At 70.4% G+C, this 21,735-nt stretch carries 17 protein-coding genes and 3 pseudogenes; 9 read left to right on the top strand and 11 right to left on the bottom strand.

Features of this window, described 5'->3' with window-relative positions:
- Window positions 1-236: 236 nt before the first annotated feature.
- From P3T39_RS22060 to P3T39_RS22045, 4 genes and pseudogenes are all read right to left on the bottom strand, one after another.
- Window positions 237-1,010 carry a ferric reductase-like transmembrane domain-containing protein gene (locus P3T39_RS22060; protein ID WP_280700197.1) on the bottom strand — a complete coding sequence of 258 codons (774 nt, stop codon included), beginning with the start codon at window positions 1,008-1,010 and terminating at the stop codon, window positions 237-239.
- Window positions 1,011-1,530: 520 nt separating this feature from the next.
- Window positions 1,531-2,421: a signal peptidase I gene (gene lepB, locus P3T39_RS22055; protein ID WP_280700261.1), complete on the bottom strand. Its 891-nt coding sequence runs from the start codon at window positions 2,419-2,421 to the stop codon at window positions 1,531-1,533.
- A gap of 725 nt (window positions 2,422-3,146) precedes the next feature.
- Window positions 3,147-3,830, bottom strand: a pseudogene (locus P3T39_RS22050) (alpha/beta hydrolase); the annotation flags it as partial.
- 160 nt (window positions 3,831-3,990) lie between these two features.
- The gene (locus P3T39_RS22045; protein ID WP_280700196.1) at window positions 3,991-5,073 is read right to left on the bottom strand and encodes an NYN domain-containing protein; all 1,083 of its coding nucleotides are present in this window, start codon (window positions 5,071-5,073) and stop codon (window positions 3,991-3,993) included.
- Between the two features lie 162 nt (window positions 5,074-5,235).
- Here P3T39_RS22045 and P3T39_RS22040 point away from each other — a divergent pair, with 162 nt between their 5' ends.
- The 4 genes and pseudogenes from P3T39_RS22040 to P3T39_RS22030 all read left to right on the top strand — a co-directional run bounded on the left by P3T39_RS22040 (window position 5,236) and on the right by P3T39_RS22030 (window position 9,100).
- On the top strand, window positions 5,236-6,354 hold the full coding sequence (locus tag P3T39_RS22040) for a histidine kinase (RefSeq protein WP_280700195.1): 1,119 nt from the start codon (window positions 5,236-5,238) through the stop codon (window positions 6,352-6,354).
- Between the two features lie 13 nt (window positions 6,355-6,367).
- Entirely contained in the window at window positions 6,368-7,030 is a 663-nt protein-coding gene (locus P3T39_RS22035; RefSeq protein ID WP_280700194.1) for a response regulator transcription factor, read from the top strand.
- 22 nt (window positions 7,031-7,052) lie between these two features.
- Window positions 7,053-7,271 (top strand): annotated as a pseudogene (locus P3T39_RS37610) (putative immunity protein); the annotation flags it as partial.
- 146 nt (window positions 7,272-7,417) lie between these two features.
- The gene (locus tag P3T39_RS22030) at window positions 7,418-9,100 is read left to right on the top strand and encodes a S53 family peptidase (RefSeq protein WP_280700193.1); all 1,683 of its coding nucleotides are present in this window, start codon (window positions 7,418-7,420) and stop codon (window positions 9,098-9,100) included.
- 290 nt (window positions 9,101-9,390) lie between these two features.
- Here P3T39_RS22030 and P3T39_RS22025 read toward each other — a convergent pair whose 3' ends face one another.
- The 4 genes from P3T39_RS22025 to P3T39_RS22010 all read right to left on the bottom strand — a co-directional run bounded on the left by P3T39_RS22025 (window position 9,391) and on the right by P3T39_RS22010 (window position 13,357).
- Complete coding sequence (locus P3T39_RS22025) at window positions 9,391-10,014, bottom strand: transposase (RefSeq protein ID WP_280700192.1); 624 nt, start codon at window positions 10,012-10,014, stop codon at window positions 9,391-9,393.
- A 55-nt stretch (window positions 10,015-10,069) separates the two neighbouring features.
- Window positions 10,070-10,642 carry a Rieske (2Fe-2S) protein gene (locus P3T39_RS22020; RefSeq protein WP_280700191.1) on the bottom strand — a complete coding sequence of 191 codons (573 nt, stop codon included), beginning with the start codon at window positions 10,640-10,642 and terminating at the stop codon, window positions 10,070-10,072.
- A 556-nt stretch (window positions 10,643-11,198) separates the two neighbouring features.
- Window positions 11,199-11,444 carry a hypothetical protein gene (locus P3T39_RS22015; RefSeq protein WP_280700190.1) on the bottom strand — a complete coding sequence of 82 codons (246 nt, stop codon included), beginning with the start codon at window positions 11,442-11,444 and terminating at the stop codon, window positions 11,199-11,201.
- On the bottom strand, window positions 11,441-13,357 hold the full coding sequence (locus P3T39_RS22010) for an FAD-dependent oxidoreductase (RefSeq protein WP_280700189.1): 1,917 nt from the start codon (window positions 13,355-13,357) through the stop codon (window positions 11,441-11,443). Before P3T39_RS22010 ends, P3T39_RS22015 begins: the two co-directional genes overlap by 4 nt.
- 1,013 nt (window positions 13,358-14,370) lie before the next feature.
- Here P3T39_RS22010 and P3T39_RS22005 point away from each other — a divergent pair.
- Entirely contained in the window at window positions 14,371-14,991 is a 621-nt protein-coding gene (locus P3T39_RS22005; protein WP_280700188.1) for a hypothetical protein, read from the top strand.
- 623 nt (window positions 14,992-15,614) lie between these two features.
- On the opposite strand, the gene P3T39_RS22000 is transcribed toward P3T39_RS22005, so the two are convergent.
- From P3T39_RS22000 to P3T39_RS21990, 3 genes are read right to left on the bottom strand one after another with little or no spacing between them, the layout of a single operon-like run.
- Window positions 15,615-16,742, bottom strand: a complete 1,128-nt coding sequence (locus P3T39_RS22000) for a hypothetical protein (protein WP_280700187.1) — start codon at window positions 16,740-16,742, stop codon at window positions 15,615-15,617.
- A gap of 43 nt (window positions 16,743-16,785) precedes the next feature.
- Window positions 16,786-16,986 (bottom strand): hypothetical protein, encoded by a 201-nt coding sequence (locus P3T39_RS21995; RefSeq protein ID WP_280700186.1) that lies wholly within the window; start codon window positions 16,984-16,986, stop codon window positions 16,786-16,788.
- Window positions 16,983-17,891 (bottom strand): hypothetical protein, encoded by a 909-nt coding sequence (locus tag P3T39_RS21990; protein WP_280700185.1) that lies wholly within the window; start codon window positions 17,889-17,891, stop codon window positions 16,983-16,985. Before P3T39_RS21990 ends, P3T39_RS21995 begins: the two co-directional genes overlap by 4 nt.
- Window positions 17,892-18,338: 447 nt before the next feature.
- Here P3T39_RS21990 and P3T39_RS21985 point away from each other — a divergent pair, with 447 nt between their 5' ends.
- The 4 genes and pseudogenes from P3T39_RS21985 (at window position 18,339) to P3T39_RS21970 (ending at window position 21,656) form a co-directional block, all read left to right on the top strand.
- On the top strand, window positions 18,339-19,289 hold the full coding sequence (locus P3T39_RS21985; RefSeq protein WP_280700184.1) for an oxygenase MpaB family protein: 951 nt from the start codon (window positions 18,339-18,341) through the stop codon (window positions 19,287-19,289).
- A 2-nt stretch (window positions 19,290-19,291) separates the two neighbouring features.
- On the top strand, window positions 19,292-19,675 hold the full coding sequence (locus P3T39_RS21980) for a hypothetical protein (protein ID WP_280700183.1): 384 nt from the start codon (window positions 19,292-19,294) through the stop codon (window positions 19,673-19,675).
- Between the two features lie 500 nt (window positions 19,676-20,175).
- Window positions 20,176-20,286: pseudogene (locus tag P3T39_RS21975) on the top strand (family 1 glycosylhydrolase); the annotation flags it as partial.
- A gap of 233 nt (window positions 20,287-20,519) precedes the next feature.
- Window positions 20,520-21,656 (top strand): hypothetical protein, encoded by a 1,137-nt coding sequence (locus tag P3T39_RS21970; protein WP_280700182.1) that lies wholly within the window; start codon window positions 20,520-20,522, stop codon window positions 21,654-21,656.
- Window positions 21,657-21,735 lie beyond the last annotated feature (79 nt).

Here is a 21,735-nt window from a genome sequence, read left to right as displayed (position 1 = left end):
TCGCCGTCGTCCAGCCGGAGGCGCAGTCCGGAGCCGGTGTCGGTCCACCCGGTGATCTTCGTGCTGAGCCGGCTGGGTGCCGGTCACCCTCTCCGTCCCCACTTCCAGGAGCAGTTGAGTCGTGATCGGCCACTGTTCCGGCGTGTGGTAGGCCCCCTGCAGCGGCTGGTGTTCCCGCGGGCGTTCTTCGTCCTGCGGCCACCAGGGTTCGTTCGACCATGCACCTGGGGTGGTCATCAGCGTGTACCCCAATCACTCGGGAAGGACCGCTGGCTGAGCCTTGACCGGGAGGGGAGGGCTCGGATCAAGAAGGCCAGTAGGCAGGACAGGAATCCTGCCGCGATTCCGATTGCGACGAGGTTGACGTGGCGCGGTTCCGGATGGACGGTGAAGATGTGCAGCCAGATCAATCCGAAAGCAACGTAGGCGAGTTGGTGAAACTTCAGCCACCGCCTGTATCCGAGCCGTTGTTGCAGCCATACGGAGCATCCGACCGTGATGGCCAGTTCCGTGCCTAGGACGCCGAGGCCGACGGGAATTCGTTGCTGGCCGCCGGTGAACGGGATGAGGAGGCTGGCGGTGTCGATGTCCCACACGGGCTGGTACGCGAAGGTCACGCCGTGAAGGGCTCCGAAGATCAACGCTGAGAGGGCGATGGTCATGTGCGCCCCGTACACCGTGCCGCGGTTGACGTTGCGCTGGAAGTAGCGCATGCGGAGCACGATGCCGAGGACGACCGTGGTCACCATCAGCACATAGGAGATGACCGCGGCCAGTCGAGCGATCTTGTGGACGCCCATGTCGTACGGTATCTGCTTGTCGTAGGCGTCCAGGGGGGAACCCGGTACGGGAGTCGCGGCCACTGCCGGTTGCATCGCAAACATGGATACCACCACGGCAAGAAGAACTACCGCCAGTACCAGGAGGACTTTGCCGAATCGCGCGCGGATACCGCTCGACAGATTGCCCTCGACTTCGACGGGGGGCAGTATGTCGGAAATCTGGGTCATGGATTTCTGGCTCCGTTGTTTCCTGCGCGTACGCCGAGGCGGGGGAAGTGGTATCGACGCGCCGGCCCTGCTCGCCGACTCGTGCCCAGAACCCGGGGCGACCGGGGAGAGTCGGTCCGTCGGGGGAGGGCTGGCACCGATCGTAGGGTCACTTTGATACGGGAACGCGGGAATGCAAGAGCCTCTAACCAACCCATAAGGTTGTGCTGACCTCAGCAGCCGGCGGTTGCCCGGGGCCACGCGGCGGCGCCGGGCAACCGCCGATGGCGGGGTCGGCGGTCCCGTGTGGTCGGCGAGAGGGTACGCCTGCCGAGAAGGGGTCGGTCCGGGCCAGCGGCTCTGTCGCAGACCGGTGGTGACGGTACGTCAGGTCGGGGACTGCGGTGGCGGAGTGGGGAGGATTTGACGGGCGGCGTTGTCGGTCGCGAGGACCGGCGCCACCGGCGCGACGATCAGCGTCGGTGCTTGTGACACGGTCCCCTCCTGCTCGACGACAGCGTGAGCCCGCTGCTCGGCATGCTCACCCGGTGGGCAGATCGCGCCGCAGAGATGCCCGCCATCGTCGGACGGGGAACGGGACAATGCCCAACACGCCCAAGGCGGGGTGGTGCTGTGCCGGGAGCGGATTGCGGCCGGCGGATTGCTGACCGTACCCAAGTCCGGCGGCGGCAGGCAGCGAAGAGAGTGAGGCCGGCGCACCGAGTTGCTGGATACGCGAGACCGGCCAGGCGATCGCAACCGCTCGGCCCACCACGTTCGCCAGCGGAACGGTCCCCTGGCCGGGATTCCTCATGTGATAGCGCGAGTCGGCGGACACGTCGCGGTGGTCGCCCATCACCCACAGTCGACCGCTGGGCACGGTTACGTTGAAGGGCTGCCGGGACGGCGCATTGCCTGGCCCGAGATAGGGCTCGTCCACCGCGACGCCGTTGACGGTGACCCTGCCGCGGCCGTCGCAGCAGGCCACGGTATCGCCGCCGACCCCGATCACCCGCTTGATCAGATCCTGCTTGTTGTCGGAGGGCAGCAGACCGACGAAGGAGAAGGCCTCCTTCGCGCCGCGCAGCACCGGTCCGTCGGAGGCGTTCTGCGGACCGGCTTCCAGCCAGCCGCCGGGATCCTTGAACACCACCACGTCACCACGCTGCGGCTGGCTGCCGAGCCACGGAGTGAACTTGTCCACTATGACCCGGTCGCCGATGTCGATCGTGTTCTGCATCGAACCGGAGGGAATCACGAAAAGCTGCACCAGGAAGGTCTTCAGCAGCAGAGCCATCGCCAGTGCCACCACCGTGATCATCGGCAGCTCACGCATGAGGGATCGGTTCCTCCGGCGCGCCGCGCGCCGTGCAGTCCTGCGCCGCTCTGCACGCCCCCGAACGGCACGTGACCCGGACGCCATCCCGTACATCGCACCGGAGGGGAAGCTCTCGGCACCGAGCCCGTGCCTACCTCTGGTCTCCGTGGCCACCGGTACCCCCTCTCGCGGAGAGCCCGGCCGAGCGCTCCGGGCTGGTCCACCCACCAGGCGGGAAGACAACCTCCTCGACCTCGGCCGGTGCGCCCGACCTGGAGCAGCTGTGTCCCATGTGTCGACCCAACTCCCTTGAACCGAAACAGAATTCCGCAGAATGACGATTCTTCGGCCTGCCCGCGTGCGGGGCCTGCATCCGCTGTGGAGCCAGCGTCACTGCCGGCGCCGGCGCTCTTGTCGCCGCCGTCCGGGCCAGGCAGCGCACTGCCTCGCGAGCACCGACGGCGGCAGTGGAAGCGCCTATCGGGGCATCCGCGGAGGCTCGTGCGTTCTCGTCGCGCAGATCTTAGCCGCCCGATCCGATCCCGCCAGCCCCCGCGTGTGGCGGGGGCCGGCCTTCGACTGTCCGTCCCTGCGGTCCGCTAGGCCGGCACGCTGGCCACGCCCGGGGCGAGGAACGGCTTGCCGTTCACCTGCTGGGACACGCCGCCGCGGTCCAGGTAGGGGGTGAACCGCCCGGCCTGAGAGAGCATCGCCACCGAGGGATCGACACCGACCACCAGCGATGCCTGACGCCAGCGTGCCAGAGCGGCACGGAATGTGGTCCTGTGCTGGTGTCATTGAACGCTAATGCCACGGGTTACCTGGGGAGACGGTGTGGGCTACAAGAGGCTCGGGCTGCGGAAGAAGTTCCGGATATCGTCAATCAGCAGGTCGGGCTCCTCCATCGCGGCGAAGTGGCCTCCCCGGTCGAACTCCGTCCACCGGACGATGTTGTTGCTGCGCGCAGCGATGTGGCGCAGGGCGATGAAGTTCTCTTCTGGGAACAATGCCACTGCGGTAGGGGTGCCGGAGGGTTCCAGCGGCGTGCCCCAGTAGTCTGCGTGGGCCCGCTCGTAGTAGAGGCGGGCGGACGATCCAGCCGTGCCGGTGAGCCAGTACAGCATGACGTTGGTGAGAAGGTGGTCGCGGTCGACGGCATACTCGGGCCGGTCACGTGAGTCGGTCCACTCTTTGAACTTCTCCGCGATCCAGGCCAATTGGCCGATCGGGGAATCGGTCAGGGCGTAGGCGAGGGTCTGCGGGCGGGTGGACTGGATGTCGGCGTAGCCTTGCCGGTCGCGGTTCCACGACTGTGTCCGTCCCCAGGACGCCCAGGCGCGCTCGCGCTCTGCGGGGCTGAGCTGGGCGAGTTCCTCCTCGGTGGGCTCGGAGGTCGCCGCGGCGCCAGGGATCAGGTTCAGGTGTACGCCGATGACCTGTTCGGGGTGGATGCGGCCGAGTTCGCGGGAGATGGCCGAGCCCCAGTCGCCGCCCTGTACCCCGTAGTGCCGGTACCCGGCCCGCCCCGGCAGGTGCGACAGTCAGTTGAGCACCTGGTCGGTGCCCGAGGTGGCCTGGGGGTCGGACGGCGTGGCGGTGGCCGCCGAGGCGGCCGGGGCCGCCACCACAAGGGGGGCGGCCGGAGCGTCGATATCAGTGCGGCGCGAGCTTTCTGAAATATGATCAGACCCGCACGGGTTCGACGGTTGCGGCCCCGCGCCCGCATTGGCGGCAGGTGCTCCGGCGACGCAGGTGGTACGCGAGAGTGGCGGCCCCGAGGGCAGCGCCCCAGACGATCCACAGGATGCCCGGGCCGGTCGTCCCCCAGGTGTCGGCGGTGAGGGGCACCCGGGCCATCATCAGGCCGCCGGGGATCAGCACCACCGCCACGATCGAGGCGGGCACGATCGCGGTGGCCGGGTGCACCGGCTTGCCCGCCTTCCACCAGACCCAGCGCGGCCAGACCTCACCCCAGCGGGCCACCAGACCGTGGGTGAGCACCGAGCCGCCCAGCGAGGCGAGGCCGAGGCAGAGCCCGATGGTCAGCAGGTTCGGGGTGCGCTGCATGTCCTTCTCGAACGAGCTGGTGATCCCGAGCGGGTAGCCGAGGTACCAGGCCAGCCGGGTGATCTCGTACGGCAGCGTCGACACCACCGCGACCCGGACGGCCCACCGGCCCCAGCGCAGCGCGGACTCGGGGCTGGCCCACTGCCCGGCGGCGCGGTCGCCCCGGCCGCAGCGCAGGCACAGCCCCCCGGTGCGGCGCTGGTAGGCGAGCGTCGCGGCGGCCCAGAGCAGACCGCCGAAGAAGATGATGACCAGGTTGTCGCGGTGCCAGAAGAGCACGTTGCCGATGGTGTGCTGTGGCCCCGGCACCCCCGTGAAGGCGAACACCAGCAGCACCGGCCAGAGCGCCAGGATGCCGATCAGCGTGTAGTCCGGGAGCACCAGCGCGAGCGTGACCGCCTGCAGCCAGCCGAAGCCGAGCAGCGCGTACCGGGCCCGTCCGTGCCCGTGGCCCCGGGCCATCAGCACCCCGGCCACCGCCCCGGCCAGCCCGAGCACCGCGATCACCGGCGCGACCACCTCCGCCCGGCTCGGCTCCAGGATCGACAGCGTGGACCGCTCCGGGGAAACCCGGGCGAACGGGTACCCGCCCCCGCCGAGCGCCCAGTACAGCCCGGCCGCTCCGTACAGCAGCGACCACAGGGCCGCCACGTAACCGGACCAGTCCGGCCAGTGCCGAAACCAGCGAAACATGCGCATCTGCCTGACTCCTCGTCGTGTTGCTCCGTCTGCCCTTCCAGCCTCGGGCTCGGGGCACTGGCCGAGTCAGGTGCCGATCGGCACTGATCGGGCCGTCAGAACGGCGTGCCCGTGCCGATCGGCAGGGGTGGGGGCGCGGACGGGCGCGGATAGGCTCGGGGCATGCTTCCTCCCACCGCCCGTACGCGGGTCGGCCTCGGCGCGGCTGTCGCACTGCTGTTCGCAGGAGCGGCGCTCGCGCCGATCCTTGGGCCGTTGGTGGCACTGCCCGCCGCTCTGGCGGCCGCCGGGGCGGTGCTGGCCCTGGCTCTCCGGGCCCGCCTGGCCGCCCCCGCCGCCGGGGTGGTGTCGCTGCTGGCGACCGTCGCCGTCCGGCTGCGTGGCGCGCAGCCGCTGAGCGGTACGTCCTCGGTCGTACTGCTGGAGGTCGGCTCGCTGCTGCTGCTCGTCGTGCTGGCCGTCCGGGCCGGGCAGGGCAGGGCGGCGGTGCCCGCCGGGGTGGCGGCCTCCTGCTGGTTCCTGCGGTTCGGGCCACCGGGCATGACGGCCCTTCCGGCGGTCGGCTTCTGGGCGGTGATCGCGCTGCTGGCCGCCGCGGGCGGCGGGTACCTGCGCTCGCTCGATCAGGCGCGCGCCCGCTCGGTCGCCGAGGCCCGCCGCAGCCAGCGCCTCGAACTGGCCCGGGATCTGCACGACTTCGTCGCCCACGACGTCAGTGAGATGCTCGCGCTGGCCCAGGCTGGCCGGTACGTCACCGAGGCGGACGGGCCGGCGGCCGAGATGTTCGGGCGGATCGAGCACGCCGCGCTGCAGGCGCTGGCCGCGATGGACCGTACCGTCCACATGCTGCACGACGAGCCGCCCACGCCGGACCGCAAGCCGCTGCCGACCCTCGCCGACCTGCCCGAGCTCGCCGAGCGGTTCGCCGCCGCCCAGGGCGCCGCCGTCCGCCTCGACGTCGACCCGCAGCTCGCACAGCGGCTGCCCCGCGAGATCAGCGCGACGGCCTACCGGGTGGCGGTCGAGTCGCTCACCAACGTACGGCGGCACGCGCCGGGCACCGGCGCCGTCCACCTGACGGTCCGCCGGGCCGCCGGGCCCGCGCTGGAGATCGCCGTCAGCAACGAGGCCGGGGGCACCCCTGCCGTACGGGAGCGGAGCAGCGGCCTGGGCCTCGTCCAGCTCGCCGAGCGGGTCGAGGCCCTCGGCGGGACGCTGACCGCCGGGCCGCTCACGCCGGGCGGCTGGCGGACCTCGGCCGTCCTGCCGCTGAACGGCTGACATGATGTCACCCATGTCCACTCGCATACTGATCGCCGACGATCAGGCCGGCATCCGCAGCGCATTCCGGATCATCCTCGACGCCCAGCCGGACATGACCGTCGTCGCGGAGGCGGCCGACGGCGTCGCCGCCATCGAGCAGGCCCGGAGGCTTCGGCCCGACGTCGTGCTCGCGGACATCCGGATGCCGCGCTGCGACGGGCTCGAAGTCACCCGGGCGCTGGCCGGGCCGGAGGTGGCCGATCCACTGCGGGTGGTCGTGGTGACCACCTTCGACCTGGACGAGTACGTGCACACCGCCCTGCGTAACGGCGCCTGCGGCTTCCTGCTCAAGCGCTCCAGCCCCACCCTGCTGGCGGAGGCCGTCCGCTCCGCGATGTCCGGCGACACCCTGATCAGCCCCCAGATCACCGTCCGCCTGCTGCGCGAGCTCAACCCCCCACCCGCCCCGCCCTCGCCCGCCGCGCAGCTGACCCCCCGCGAGGCCGAGATCGCCCGCCTGGTCGCCCGAGGCGACACCAACTCCGAGATCGCCGAGGCCCTCTTCATCTCCCCCGGCACCGTCAAGAACCACCTCGCCGCCATCCAACGCCGCCTCGGCGCCCGCAACCGCGTAGGTATCGCCGCCTGGGCCTGGTCCACCGGTCAGGCGGCCCTGGACCAGCGCCAGGGCTGACCGTTCACCTGCGGATGACGCCCAGGCGGCGGTGGTGGCGCATGTCGCCGCACACGAGCTTGGCGCTGCGGCCTACGCGATCAAGGCCGTGCGTGCGGCGGCCCCCGGACGGGAGGGTGAGAGCGCCGGCAGGCTCGAGTGCCGTTGGCAGCGCGAACAGCTCCCGGATGTGATTCGTGAACTTGTCCTAGATGATCAGCGGTTGCGAAACGCAATCTGCTGGTCGGTCTTCGACTGTTGACGGGCGTGACGGCTTGTCTGCACTGCCACCTTGGAATCGATCATCTAGCGGTATATCTGGGTTAAGTCCCCTCTAAGAGGCTTTCCGTGAGGCTCATCGATGCGTTCCCAAATCCGGAAGACGCCCCCTATTCTTCGGAGGAGCCTGTGCGATCCCGCTCGCTCGCCCTGTCCGCTGCCCTGGCCGCGCTTTCGCTGGCCGCGGTGTCCATGAGCGCCAATGCCGCGCTGGCGCCCCAGGCCGCGACCGCCCGAGTGGCGCTGCCGGACACCATGTCCCCAGCCCTGTCCCTCTCCCGGAAACAGGGCTCCCTCGCCGCCGCCCAGCCGCTCGCGGTCTCCGTCAACCTCAAGCTGCGCAACACCAGCGCCCTCGACCAGTTCCTCAAGGCGGTATCGGCCCCGGGCGATCCGCAGTTCGGAAGGTATCTGACGCCGAACCAGTTCATGGCCGCGTACGGCCCGACCCAGGACGACGTGGACAAGGTCACCGGCTTCCTCAAGTCCCAGGGCCTGACCGTGACCGGGGTGAGTGCCAATCGGCAGGTGGTCAATGCCAGTGGCGCGGCCGACCGGATCGCCAGGGCCTTTGGAACCCACGAGAGCATGTACGTCGACGGCGTGCAGAACCGGACGTTCTACGCCAACGACTCTGCCGCCTCGGTGCCGTCCGCCCTGGCCAACGTCGTCGGGGGGATCATCGGTCTGGACAACCACACCAACCGCACGACCCGAATAGCCAAGCCGGACGCCTCGACCCCGGCTGCCACCCCCAGGGGCTACGGCCCGGCCCAGTACGACGGCGCCTACAACCTCGGCAAGCTCGGTGCGAACGGTACCGGTACCACGGTCGCCCTCTGGGAGTTCGACGGCTACCGCGCGTCCGATCTGACCACCTACGACCGCCAGTTCGGCCTGGTCGGACCAGTCGTGCGGACCGTCCCGGTGGACGGCGCCAGTTATGACTCCCGGCCCGGCCCGGGTCAGGGCGAGGTCGAGCTGGACAGTGAGATCGTGCGCGGTGTCGCCCCCAAGGCCACACAGCTGATCTACGAGGCGCCCAACAGCGACCAAGGCGAGGTCGACATGGCTGCGAAGATCGTCGCTGACAACAGGGCTTCGGTCATCTCGATCTCCTGGGGCTCGTGCGAGCCGGACACCACCACGTCGATCACGACCGCCGTGGACAACTCCTTCAAGCAGGCCGCTGCCCAGGGCATTTCCGTCTTCTCGGCCTCCGGCGACGACGGCTCGCGCGACTGCAGCCGTTCCGCCAGCGGCTCCGGCGTGACGGCGGTCGACTTTCCGGCCTCCAGTCCGCACAACACGGGCGTGGGCGGCACCAACCTCGGGGTGAACGGCAACGCCCACTCCGCGGAGCGAGCTTGGAGCACTTCGGGCGGAGGTAGCTCCAAGGTCTTCGGCAAGCCGAGCTGGCAGGCCGGCACCGGCGTCAACACCACTGCGCGCACCGTCCCGGACGTCGCCTCCAACGCCGACCCCGACAGTGGCTTCGCGATCTTCACCCAGGGCCAGGCCGGCCCGAGCTGGCAGATATTCGGCGGCACCTCGGCGGCCGCTCCGCTGTGGGCCGGTTTCACCGCGCTGTACAACCAGAAGGCCAAGGCCGCGGGTCAGGCAGTGCTCGGTGAGGCGAACCCCAGACTGTACGCACTGGCCCGCTCCGGCAACCACGGCTCGGCGTTCCATGACGTCACCTCCGGCGCCAACCAGGACTTCCGGGCCAAGGCCGGCTACGACCGCGTCACCGGCTGGGGCACCCCGGTCGCTGATCAGCTGGCCAACGACCTGCTCTCCACCCGCCACTGAACCGGCGCGACCCGGTCGGTGGTGCGCCTACCGGCGACCTCGCTGGCAGGCGCACCACCGGCACCACCCACCACCGACCCGTGCAGCCGACTCATCGATCGGCCGGACCCTCGCTGCTCCCGGAGGGTCCGGCCCGGTCTCGTAGTTGAGGTGCAGGTGATTTCCGCCGGGTCGACGTGCCCTGCTCCGCGGCGGGCACGTCGACGGCCGTCGTCCGCGCCGGCCGGAGACCAGGGCCTCACGGCCGCCAGCCTGCCATGCCGCCCACCACTCGACGACCGACTCGGCTCTCACACCCAAGAGTTCAGCCACCTCGCGCCGCTCCCGTCCCGCCCGAACGGCCCGCATCCGCAAGGCCTCCTGCGCGTCCGGCGACAACCGCTGCGCGTCCCCCACCGGATCCCGAGGATGCTCGTGACCAGCCGATAGACGGTGGTGTCGCGGTCCGTTCGGCCGAGGGTGTAATCGATGACGCGGACCCGGGTCGGGTCGGCGCGGCGGTTCTTGTTCCGGGCCGCGAAGATCTGCGAGAGGTAGGAGCCGTCCTCCGTCACGGCCAGGACCGGCAGGACTGCATCGCTCTTGGCGCGCCACAGCAGGTCGGCGCCGGTCGCGGTCGCCGCCCGCCACAGGTCGAGACCGCGAAAGCCGCGGTCACCCAGCAGGAGCATCCCGGGCGTCAGGGACGCGAACAACTCCTGGGCGAGCGCGGTCTCGTGGACGGTGAGTGGTGCGACGTGGGCCGCGAACACGGCGTGGGTGCCGCACTCGACCAGCGCGGCGGCCCGCGCCTGCGGATACGCACTCCACCCCTGTCCCCGGCAGGTCCCCGGCCGGCCGGGGAACTCCGCGCTCGCCGAGGTGTCGGGAAGGTCGACGGCACCACTTTGACCCTCCCGACACCTCAGCAGCATCGGCGCCCCTGCGCCGGGGCCGGCGCCGGCTGCTACCCGGCGCCGGGGGAGACGGTCAGCCTCCGATGACCAGCTTCCCGTTGTCGACCTTGACCGGGACCGAGGGTAGCGGAGAGGAGGCTGGTCCCTCGGCGACCGAGCCATCGGCGATCTTGAAGGCGCTGCCGTGGCAGGGGCACTTGATGAGTCCGCCGGAGACGCTGGAGACGGTGCAGCCCTTGTGAGTGCACACGGCGCTGAAGGCCTTGTACTGTCCAGCGGACGCCTGGGTGACGACGACCTTGGCGGCGGGGAAGACCATGCCACCGCCGACCGGCACGTCCATCGCCTGGCCGAGGATGGTACCGCCGCTGGACATCGACGGATCTGCAGCACCGCTGGACGCGGGCGAGCCGGCGGCGTCATCGGACGCTGAGGAACCCATGGCGGTGGGAGTGGAGGCGTCGTCGGTTCCCATCGCGGCGGATCCCGTCGACGCGGGCGACGAACAGCCGCACAGGGCCAGTGCGGCTGCACCGCCGATACCGGCCGTTCCGCAGAGCATGGCACGGCGGGTGGGTGCAGTCTGCTGCGCTTGAGCAGTTGTGCTCTCGGGCATGGAGATCGCTTTCTCGAAGTTGGCGGTCATGAGGAGCGCCAGGACGGTTGCGGTAGGCGAACTGGCAAGAGAGGAGAAGAGAATGAGCTGTTGGCGTACTGTCCGGTGGCGAGTCGACCGGCGAGGGCGTGGCCAGTAGGTGCTCGCGGCCGCGGGAAGGCCATTGCGTGACCTCTCGGACTGGGGACAGGGCTGGAACGCGGGCGACTCGGGACGACGCGCCGGGTGTGAGCAACTCGGTGCCGAGAGGCGGGCGTTGCGAGGTGCCCGTGGGCGCCTTGCAAACTTTGTCGCGGGAGGGGGCAGCCCCGGCGGGAGTTGCCGGAACCGGCTGAACTTGACTATATGGGCAGCCGGCGGTGAACGACCGGTGCCGCCGCACCCCCTCATGAACGGATAAGGCTGCGTTCACCCGCCACTTCGTCACCAGGACGCAGTCTCCGGCTCCGGCGCGGTTGCGTCCTCTTCCTCGCTCCTCCGGCGCGTTCGGGGACGGGGCGCCGGAACACGGTGGCGCCCGCCGGGGCGAGGCCCGATCTGTCGTCCGCCCGGACCAGCGATCGGGAGCCGGGGCCACCAGTGCTCGTCAGGTGTTCTGGTCGTCCGGCGGTTGCGGCGCGACACTGCTGTCGCCAGGCGTCGGTGCCTTGCTGGGGGGCATCGGCGGCGCGGCCAGCATGGCCAGGAGGTAGAGGCCCGTGGCGACGACCATCACGGTGGCGATGAAGCGCCAACGGACGTTCCTTCTTGCCGGCAGGCTGAGCAGGTGCGGCAGTTGACCACCGGACTTCCGGGAGGAGTTCCGTCTGCGACGGGATGCTCGGCGGCTCATCGGCGCCTCCTTGTATTCGGTGTCGGGGTCTGTGCAAGCGGGCCGGTGTGGCCGATGCGGTCGCGGTAGTCCAGCAGTTGTCGCGGCATGTCGAAGGCCACGGCGGCCACCAGCTGGGTGCCCTGCGGCGTGTCGCGCTTGTAGGCGGCGACGAAGCTCTCGGAGCGGAGCGAGCCCTCGACGATCTCCATCCGCTCTCCCAGCGCGGGCATGCCGACCGCCTGCAGCCGGGTTCCGTGCTGCTCGGACCAGAAGCGCGGGACCGGGGTGAACATCTCGGCCTCTGTGGGTCCTTGGAGCAGGGAGTCGGCGGCGTGTTGACCCATCTCGACCGCGTGGATCAGGTGTTCCACCCGTCGGGCCGTGGAGTCGAACCTCTCGTTGGGCCACCGCGCCACATCGCCTGCTGCGACGATGCCGGGTACCGGACGGCCGGTCAGATCCACGGCATGGCAGGTGGTGTCGCAGAGCACGCCGTCGGTGACGTCCAGGCCGCTGCCGTGCAGCCATTCGGTGCGCGGCACGCTGCCCAGTCCCAGGACGACGAAGTCGGCGTCGATCATCTCGCCGTCGTCCAGTCGCAGGCGCAGTCCTGAGCCGGTGTCGGACCACTCGCTGATTTTCGTGCTGAGCCGGACATCGACCCCGGCCCGGGCCTGGATGCGCCCGACCACTTCGCCCAGTTTGCTGCCCAGCACCCTGCGCAGGAGCGGAGCGCTGTGCACGACCAGGGTGACGTCCATGCCCTGGTCGCGTGCGGTGCAGGCGAGTTCGCAGCCGACGAAGCCGCCGCCGAGGATCACCACATGGTGGGCTCGGGCCGCGTGCATGGCCTGCTGGATCGCGGCCGCGTCCGTCAGGGTCCGCACTGTGCGAATCCGGTCGCTGACGACGGGCGTCTGCGGCAGCCGCTTGGCGTCGACGCCGGTGGCGATCACCAGGCCGTCGTAGGGAAGCCGTTCACCGCCCCGGAGTTCCAGAGTCTTCTTCTCGGCGTTCAGTCCGATCATATGGGTGCCGAGCAGCCAGTGGGCATCGAGGGAGTCGTCGGCTCGGAAGGTGAGATCCTCGCTGCCCAGCTCACCGGCCAGGAACTGCTTCGACAGAGGCGGTCGACTGTAGGGCCGGCGCAGTTCCTCACCGACCAGGACAAGTTCGCCGTCGAAGCCGCGCTCGCGCAGTCTGCTCGCGGCGCTGAGCCCGGCCAGACCGCCCCCGGCGACCACGATCCGGCGGTAGCCGTCCCGGCTCGCCGTGGCGCTGCGGGAGCGGCGGCCCGGGGTGGGCGCCGCGCCGCCGCTGATGGCGATGGCCTGCATCGGGCAGCAGCGGACCGCCTGCCGTGCCTTGGCCGCGAACCTCGCCGCTACGTTGCCGGTGTAGTGCAGTGAGCCACCCTCGGAGATGCGGAAGACCTCGGGGGCCTCCTGCTGGCAGATGCCGTAGATGTGGCAGCGGTTGTTGTCCACGCTGACCTTCACCGGCTCGCTCTCGCTGACGAGTTTGGGAAGGAACTCCTCGGGGGCGAACTCCAGCCATGGCACCAGCTCTGCCCCGGATTCCAGTTCCAGTCCGGGTTCGAGCTCCTGCTGCTCCGGCGCGAGCCGAGCGGCTGGCAGCGGGTCACCCTGGAGTGATTGCACGTCCTGGACGTGATAGCGCTCCGCCGGGGGCTGGACCGGCGGCTGCACCAGCGGTGAGGGCCACCTCACCATCCGGGTGGACGCCTCGGCGACCACTGTCCCGATCGGGGGCATCGGGTACGCGGGCACCGGGCCGAGCTCGGAGTACGGCACGGGCGCCTGATAGCCGACGGGTACGTACGAGAGCATCGGGTTGGTGAGCGGCATCTGGTGGACGGACGCCGACAGGTGGGGTGCCGGAAGGTAAAGGGGCTGCGTGTCGTACGGCATGCTGCTGGTGGGCTGGTGAGGACCGGTCCACCAGGGAGGCCACGCGCCGACGGGGACGGGCACGGGCGAGCCGGCATCGATCACGCTCCCCGCTACGCCCTGTGGCAGCAGTTGAGCCGTGGTCGGCTCGTATCCCTGCCACGTCCCGTTGTGTTCCGGCCCGGGCGTGGTCTGCGGTGGCCACTGCTCGTGCGGCTGGGAGGTTTCCCGCAGAGGCTGTTGTTCCGGTGCCTGAAAGGTCTCCTGCAGGGGCCGTTGTTCCTGGTGACGTGGTTCGTCCTGCGGCCACCATGCTTCGTTGGACCATGCGGCCGGGATATTCATAGGGGTGGTGTCCAAATCGCTCGGGAAGGGCCCCTGGCGGAGCCTTGACGGAGAGAGGCGCCCGGATCAGGAAAGCCGGCAGGCAGGTTAGGGTGCCTGCCGCGACCCCGATCGCGACGAAACATCGGTGGGACACTGTGTCGGCAATGGATTTCAGTTCCGCTGCTCTCTGCGGACGTGCCCGGAGGGTTAGTGGCACCGGCACATCCACCGTTCCTTGCTCGGTTTCCGTGGAAATCCGGGAAAGTGGGAGAGAGAGCCGGCCCTCCGGGGCAGAGGAGGACCGGCTGATCCGATCGTAGGGTCATTTTGACGCGGGAACCCGTGAGTACAAGCGCCGCTAATCAACGCATAAGGTTGCGCTGACCCGTCGGGAGGCTGGTGGTTCACCGGCTCGAAAGGCGACGTCCACGTCGACTTCACCACCCAACGCCGCACCCCGAAGGCCTCCTACGCCTGGTACCGCGACCTGATCTTATGCACTGGCCCTTGGAACGCAGGCGGCAGGCCTTGCCGCCTTCGCGGGCCGTGGCGCCCGGCTGCTGTGGCGGCGCCCCGGCCGAGCCGGGCAGTACCTGACAGCGCGGCCCACCGCAGAGCAGCCGCCTCGCGAAGGGCGACGGCTCGGCGTCCGGCTCACGGCCGTCGCGATCACCGCGGCCGCAGTTGCGGTCACGACGGCGGTCACCGTGCAGTCCTCCGGTTCGACCGCCTCACACAACCAGGCCCCGGAGTTGATGCTGGACCAGTCGGTCGGTACGCCCTCGCCGTCAGTCGCACTGCTCGAGGTCCAGGCATGGGCCGCGGTCGGGGGGCTGGACCGCCTCGACGAACTCTACGTCGCGGAGCGTGACTACGTCTCCGCGTTCAACGCCGTCGTGGACGCCACCTCCGACGCGCAGTTCGACGCGGCACCGGGCAAGCTGGGTGCCACCTGCGACGGCCTCGCCCGGGCGACACAGCGGGCCGACGCGTTCCTCACCATCCCGGTCCCGGAAGGAAAGCAGCTGTGGTCACAACTACTCACCCGATACGATGAGTTGACTACCGCTTGCCGGAATCTCGGCGCCCAGCCGACCAGGCGCATCGCGGCGAACCGCTGCTCCCGGCGGGCCGCGGAGAGCCTGGTCGCGGTGCCGATGAACATGAGCACCGGGAAGATCAGCGCAGCGGCCACGACCGAGAGGATGCGGTCCATGGTGTCGGACCTGGTACCGACCGCGCAGTCGGAGCACGAGCTGGGCACGGTGGTCATCAGGGCGGTGACCTGTCGGGCATCGGGCAGCGCCGAGACCTGGTCCGGACGCTGACCGATGACGGCGACCAGCGATTCCGGGGCCGGCAGTGCCGCGTCGCCGATCTCGCCGAGCATCGTCCCGGGGAAACGGTCGCCGAGTTCGGCGCCACCATTGGCGTCGTTGCTGAAACCTTCGAACCCCACCGCCTCTGCGTCTACCTGCACCACCTCGCGGCGGCGTACGCCACGTCCTACGAGCACTGCCCGGTCCTCAAGGCCCCCAACCCGAGAGGTCACGGCGACCTGGTTGTTGCTGTGCCGGCTCACCGGCCTGACCCTCCGGCAGGGCATGGACATCCGTGGGATCGGAACACCCGAGGGCCGCGATCAACAGCAGGATCGGCCGCGTGCAGAGCCACGACCAGCGACTCCTCGAGGCGCAGCCCCGGAAGGTGCCGCCTCCTCGAGCGTGCGGCCTGTCTGTGTGCACGCCTCGGCGGCTTCCAAGGTCGTCGCATGAGCGGTCAGGCCGGAGGAACGCCCGATCCGTTGGGCCAGACGGTGCGTCACCTTATGGGTGACGTGCTCTGGAACGGCATGCTGGCGGAGGCGTACGAGCGCCGCCGAGCGGCTTCCCCGTTCGCGATGGTGCGGTGCGGACCGCCATCGCGGGACGAGGAAGCCACGCAGCCGCGACTACCGCTCCCCGTTCCCGTCACGGGTGTTCAGGCAGAGTGCCCAGACGTCCGTGTAGGTGTTCGGGGAGGGGGACCCCCCGGCGTGGACGGAAACCGTCCAGGAGGCGGGCTCGGTGGTTCCGTCACCGACCGGCGTGCCGGCGGAGTCGCTGGGGAAGCTGCCGGTGAGGTGGGTTCCGCCGGACCCGGCCTTGGTGAAGTCGGTCGTCGTCACGTTGCCGCCGCTGGCGGCGGCGCCCCCGCTGACCAGTTGCCACGCGTCGCGCCCGTTCCCGTGGCGGCGGTCCCCGGCAGGGGAGGCGCAGCCGACCGTGGCCGTCTGGCGGGTGCCGGCCGTGGTCGGGCCGCTCACCTCGCCGAAACGGACCTTCGTGGCGAGGCCCCTGACGTTGACGTGGTCTCCGGTGCAGATCGCGTAGGCGTAGGTGGTGTTGCCGCTGTCGCGTCCGCCGCCGATGCCCCCGACGGCGGTCCAGGAGTCGGGGTTGGTCTCGCCGTCCGCTGCGGCCTTCTGGCCGAAGTCGTGGGCGGCGTCGTTGAAGGTGGGGAAGCTTGCGATCGGCTTGAGGCTTCCGACGCTGGCGGGGGTGGTGCGGGCGCCGCCGCCGATCAGGACCGTGTCCTTGGGGCAGGTCGCCACGACGAGTTTCGCCGTCTGCGAGGCGGAGGGGCCGGCGATCTTGTTCATGACGACCTGGGTGTGCCTGATCCGGTGGCTGGAGAGGCACATGGCGTAGGGCGTGGAGGAGAAGGCGAGGCTGGAATTGCTCCCGCTTCCGCCGAACGCGAGCCAGTGCGTGACGTCCTGTCCGACGACCCCGGGGGAGCCGGTGAACTCGGTGAGGCCGTCCGCGCTGGGCGTGACGCCCATCACGTGGTTGCCGTTCCCCGCCCGGTCGTCGCCGGTGGTCTGGTCGATCCCGCCGCCGGAGACGAGACCGTGTTCGCAGTCCGCGTGGGACGAGACGCCGGTGAAGGGGGTGGCGGGGCCCATGGTGGCTCCGGGGGACGTGACGGTGACGGTCGCGGCGTTGGCGTACGCGAGCGACGGCACCGCCAGGACGAGCAGGGCGCCCGGCACGAGCACCTTTCCCAGGGTGGCGGTCCGAAGGAACCTCTTCGTCATCGACTGCTGCCTTTCTGATGGATCGATCGGTGGCGTGGGCGGCTCAGACGCCGTCGTTGGCGCAGAGCGCCCAGACGTCGGAGTGAGTGGTCGTGGACGCCGTTCCGCCGGTGTGCGTGAAAGCCGTCCAGGATGCCGCCGTGGTGGTCCCGCTGCTGACGGGATTGCCGCTGGAGTCGCTGGGGAAGCTCCCGTTGAGGTGGTCGCCGGCTGAGCCCGGTCCGGTGAAGTCGGTGGTGGTCACATTGCCTCCGCTGACGGAGGCGCCCCCGCTGACCAGGTTCCCGTCCCCGCTGCCGCAGCCGACGGTGGTGTTCTGGCCGGTGCTCCCGGTGTTCGGGCCGTTCGCTCGCTGAACCGGACCTTCACGGTGACGCCGCCGACGCTGATGCCGGTGCCGCTGCAGATCGCGTAGGCATAGGTCTGGTTACTGGCGTTGGTGCTGTTGTCCCAGCCCACGGCGGTCCAGGAGTCGGGGTTGGTCTCCCCGTCGGCGGCGGCCTTCTTGCCGAAGTCGTGGGCGGAGTTGTTGAAGGTGGGGAAGCTTGCGATCGCCTTGAGGTTTCCGGTGTTGCTCGGTGTGACGAGGGCGCCGCCACCGAGCAGGGCCGTGTTGGCCGGGCAGGTCGCCGTCACGAGGCCCACCGTCGTCGCGGTGGTGGGCGTGTTGGCCTTGTTCATGACGACCTGGGTGTGGTTGATCAGGTTGCTGGTCAGGCACATCGCGTAAGGGGTGGTGGAGAACGAGGAGTTGATCTGGCCTCCGCTGCCGCCCTTCGCGATCCAGTACGTCACGTCGGTGCCGACGACCCCGGCCGAGCCGGTGTATTCGGCGCTGCCGTCGGGGCTGGGCTCGGTGCCCAGCACGTGGTTGCCGTTCACCCCCGTGCCCGTCCCGGTGGCCTGGTTGATCCCGCCGCCGGAGACGAGCCCGCTGGTGCAGTTGGCGCTGGTCGAGACCGAGGAGTCGATGGTGGTGGGACCGAGGGTGGCCCCGGGGGTCTGCACCGTGACGCTTACGGTGTTGGCGTACGCGGCGCCCGGCGCCGCCAGGACCAGGAGGGCGCCGATGGCCAGCGCCTTCCCTGCGGCGACATGCCGCCGAGGCTCAACGTCCGCTGCCTGCTTCGTCGATGTGTGCAGGTTCATGCCGGATCCTCCGTGTCGGGTTGATCGAGGTCGGACCCGATTGAAGCCCGACCCGGGCGTGCGGACTACTGGTGACCGGCACATTGCGAAGCGCCCGTGACTGGGTGATCGGACAGTGGAGGTCGCGCGGCCAAGCCGTCGGAGGCGGGGGAGGGGGAGGGGGCACGTCCGCTGGAGTGGTGTGTCGACGGCCACTCCTCGCTCGCCGACGGCTGCACATCCACGCGGAAACGGGACGCCTGACCCGGCAGCTCCCGGTCGGCGGGGAAGACCTGGGCCGGATCGACGAGGAGCCTCCCGCAGGCGCAGACCGAGGCCCGGCGCCTGCGGGAGGAGAGCCAAGCTCTCGCTGGGCAACTCCTGCACTCGGACGAACAGCTGCGCTGCTCCCGCACCGATACGGGCCCTCGTCGGTACTGTGGTGGCCCGGGGTGACGAGGGGCGGGCATGGTGGGGTCAGGAACCGGTGTAACCGGGCGCCGCTCGCCGCTCGCCGCGCTGCGCGCCCGGCTGCTGGCCGAGATCAACGCCACCGTGCACGGGCAGGACCTGCACCTGGAGCGCTACGACCGCCCGGCCGGGGACCCCGGCCTCTTCGGCCCGGCCAGCGTGGTGTGGCGGGTGCACGGACACCCGGCCGGGATGCTGGTGGGCGGCTTCGCGGCCCTGCTGCTGCAGTCCCTGCACCCGCTGGCGATGGCCGCCGTCGACGCGCACTCCGACTTCCGGGCCGACCCGACCGGGCGGCTCAATCGGACGGCCCGTTTCGTCACCACCACCACGCTCGGCTCGACGGCCGCGGCCGAGCAGGCGATAGCCGGCGTACGGAAGATCCACCTGCGGATCCACGGCACCGCACCGGACGGCCGCCCCTACCGGGCCGACGATCCGGAACTGCTCACCTGGGTGCACGCCGCTGAGGTGCACTGCTTTCTGACCGGTTACCAGACCTTCTCCGCCACCCCGCTGAGCGCCGCCGAGTGCGACAGCTACTACGCCGAGGTGGCGCGCGTCGCCGAACGGCTGGGCGCCGCCGCCATACCCCGGTCCCGCGCCGAGGTGGTGGCCTACCTGGCCCGGATCCGGCCTGAGCTGCGGGTCACGCCGCCCGCCCTTGAGGTGCTCCGGCTGCTGCGCGGCTTCGGCCGTAGCCGTCGCGAGCGCCTTGCCGTCCGGGTGCTGACGAACGCTTCGATCGACCTGCTTCCGGACTGGGCCAGGGCCGAACTCGCCGTACACCGACCCTGGTTGGTCCGCGCGGCCTGGGACCGCCCGGTGGCGCGGGCCGGCGGCCGGATCATGGTCTGGGCCTGCGGTCCCTCCCGGATCCGCGCCGCCGCGTACGCGCGGGCCACCCCCACGACCAGCGCCACCGCCGAACCACAGGAGACCAGTTGAGGATGGAGTCAGTGAGCCACGGCAGTCACGAGGGGGACCTGGACAGCAGGCTCGTCATGGCCGTGCGGGAGCGGAACGCCGACAAGGTGCGGCGGCTGCTGGAGACCGGCGCCGACCCTGACGCGGCCGGTGCGGACGGTCTCCCGGTGCCGTGTGCCGCCGTGGTGGCCTACGACGACACGATCGCCGACGCGCTGGTCGACGGCGGCGCGGACCCGGACCGGACGCTGCCGGACGGGACCACCCCGCTGCTGCGGGCCGATGCTCCCTTCACACCGGAGGGCACCGCCGCGCTGCTCGCCCTCGCCGGCGGTTCCGACTCCGCGGTGCGCGTGGCCGCCGGCACCGTACTGGGCTACAAGGGCGATCTCAATCTGCTCTCCTGACGCCGCCACCGCGGCCTGGGCATTCGTCCTCGCCCCCGTTCCCCGTCGGCTGGGCGTACCGGGGGTTAGCCCTACCTGGAGCTGGGCGGGCAGCAGGATCGCCCCGGGTGGTCGCATCCGGACGTGCTGGGTCCGGCATATTCCGCTGGTTTCCCAACGATTCCGGAGGAGTTGGCTCGTGCGTGAGCAGGCATGGCAAAGGTCTCGTTCTTCCAGGTGGCAGCGGGGCGGTCGGCTCGGACGGCGTCGAACATGGCGCTGCGGGCGTCGCCGTAGCCGTGCCCGGTGGGATCGGTCAGAGCCGCTGGCAGCCAGGCGTCGAAGGTTTGTCACCGTGTGGCTGTTGGCGTGCGCCAACCTGCACGCCAACAGCCACAGGCGCTTACGGGCACCGGCAAGCAAGGACGGCATCGGTATCCCTGGAGGCGCAGCCGCTGACTGTCGCACCGCAATCGCCGCTGCGCTTGGCGGGGCGGACAAGGTGACAGGGTGTTCGACGGGCCGAGGGTTACCACCAGCGCTTCGGGCCTGTGCACCTCGGCTTCGCGGCTCAGCGGCGCACACCGAAGGCGTCCTGTGCCTGGTACCGCGACCTGATCGCGGCTCAGCGGGCCTCGTATGGAACGCGAGGAAGGCTCATGTTTTCCGGGGTGGTGAGGGCGGACGGTGAGTCCGGTGACATCGGCGGGGAGTGACGCAGCGTGATCAGCCTTTGGCGGATGCCGCCGAGCGCGCGGCGGCCCGGCGGACCTAACGTGGCGTCCCGGGGGACAGCTCTGCGTCATTCCCGCGGGCCGAGGGCCGCTGTTCGGGCTGCCCGGCCTGCCCTCCAGGAGGCAAGTACATGAGACTTCGGGCGAGTTCGAGCGCGCTGGCCGCTGCTGCGGCACTGGTCGTCGGCCTGGTGGCCGCCGCCATTCCGGCCGGGGCCACCGGCACCGGAGGCGGCCACCAGCCGTTCCTGGACCGGTTGCACACCGTATCCACGGTTTCCAGCACCGTTCCGGAGAACGGTGACCAGAACCCGTACGGCACGTTCGTGGTCCGGGAGAGCGTCGGAGATCTGCACCGGGGCAACGTCCTGGTCAGCAACTTCAACAACTCGGGGCCCTCGGGTGGCCAGCAGGGCACCGGCACCACCCTGGTCCAGATCAGCCCGGCCGGGGCGAAGACCACGTTCGCCACTGTCGACCCGGCGAATCTGCCCGGCCCGTGCCCCGGCGGGGTCGGGCTCACCACCGCGCTGACGGTCCTTCCCGGCGGCTGGGTCGTGGTCGGCAGCCTGCCCACCGACGCCTCGGGCACTCCGCAGGCCGGCTGCCTGCTGGTCCTCGACAGCCATGGCACGGTGCGCGAGACGATCACGGGCGACGGCATCAACGGCCCGTGGGACATGACCGCCGTCAGCCACGGCGACCGGAGCGAGCTGTTCGTGACCAATGTGCTGAACGGCACGGTCGCCGGTGGCGGCAACGAGGTCGACGAGGGCACCGTGCTGCGGATCACCCTGTACCGCGAGGGCGACGCCCCGCCCCGGCGGGTGGCCACCACCGTGATCGGATCCGGTTTCCCCGAGAAGACCGACCCGGCGGCCCTGGTGGTCGGTCCGACCGGCGTCGCCCTCGATCACGACGGGACGCTCTTCGTCGCCGACACCGTCCTGAGCCGGATCACGGCCATCCCGCGCGCGCTGACCCGGAAGGACAGCGACGGCATCGGACGGGTGATCAGCACGGGCGGAAACCTGAACGGACCGCTCGGCATGGCCCTCGCGCCCGGCGGCGACATCCTGACGGTCAACGGTGGGGACGGCAATATCGTGGAGACCACGCCGAAGGGCGACCAGGTGGCGGTCAAGCAGATCAACTCCGAGGGCACCCCGCCCGGCGCGGGCGTGCTCTTCGGCCTCGCGGTGGATCCGGACCGCGACGCGGTCTACTTCGTCAACGACGCGGACAACGAGCTCGACGTCCTGCACTGAGAGCGGGAACCGCGACGAGGCGGTGCACCGGCCGTGGGCGCCGGTGCACCGCCTTCTCCTGCGGTCGCCGTCCTGCGGT

Source organism: Kitasatospora sp. GP82, from assembly GCF_029892105.1.
GTDB lineage: Bacteria > Actinomycetota > Actinomycetes > Streptomycetales > Streptomycetaceae > Kitasatospora.
Note: the sequence above shows the minus strand (reverse complement) of the source record. Positions and strands in the feature narration are given on the sequence as shown.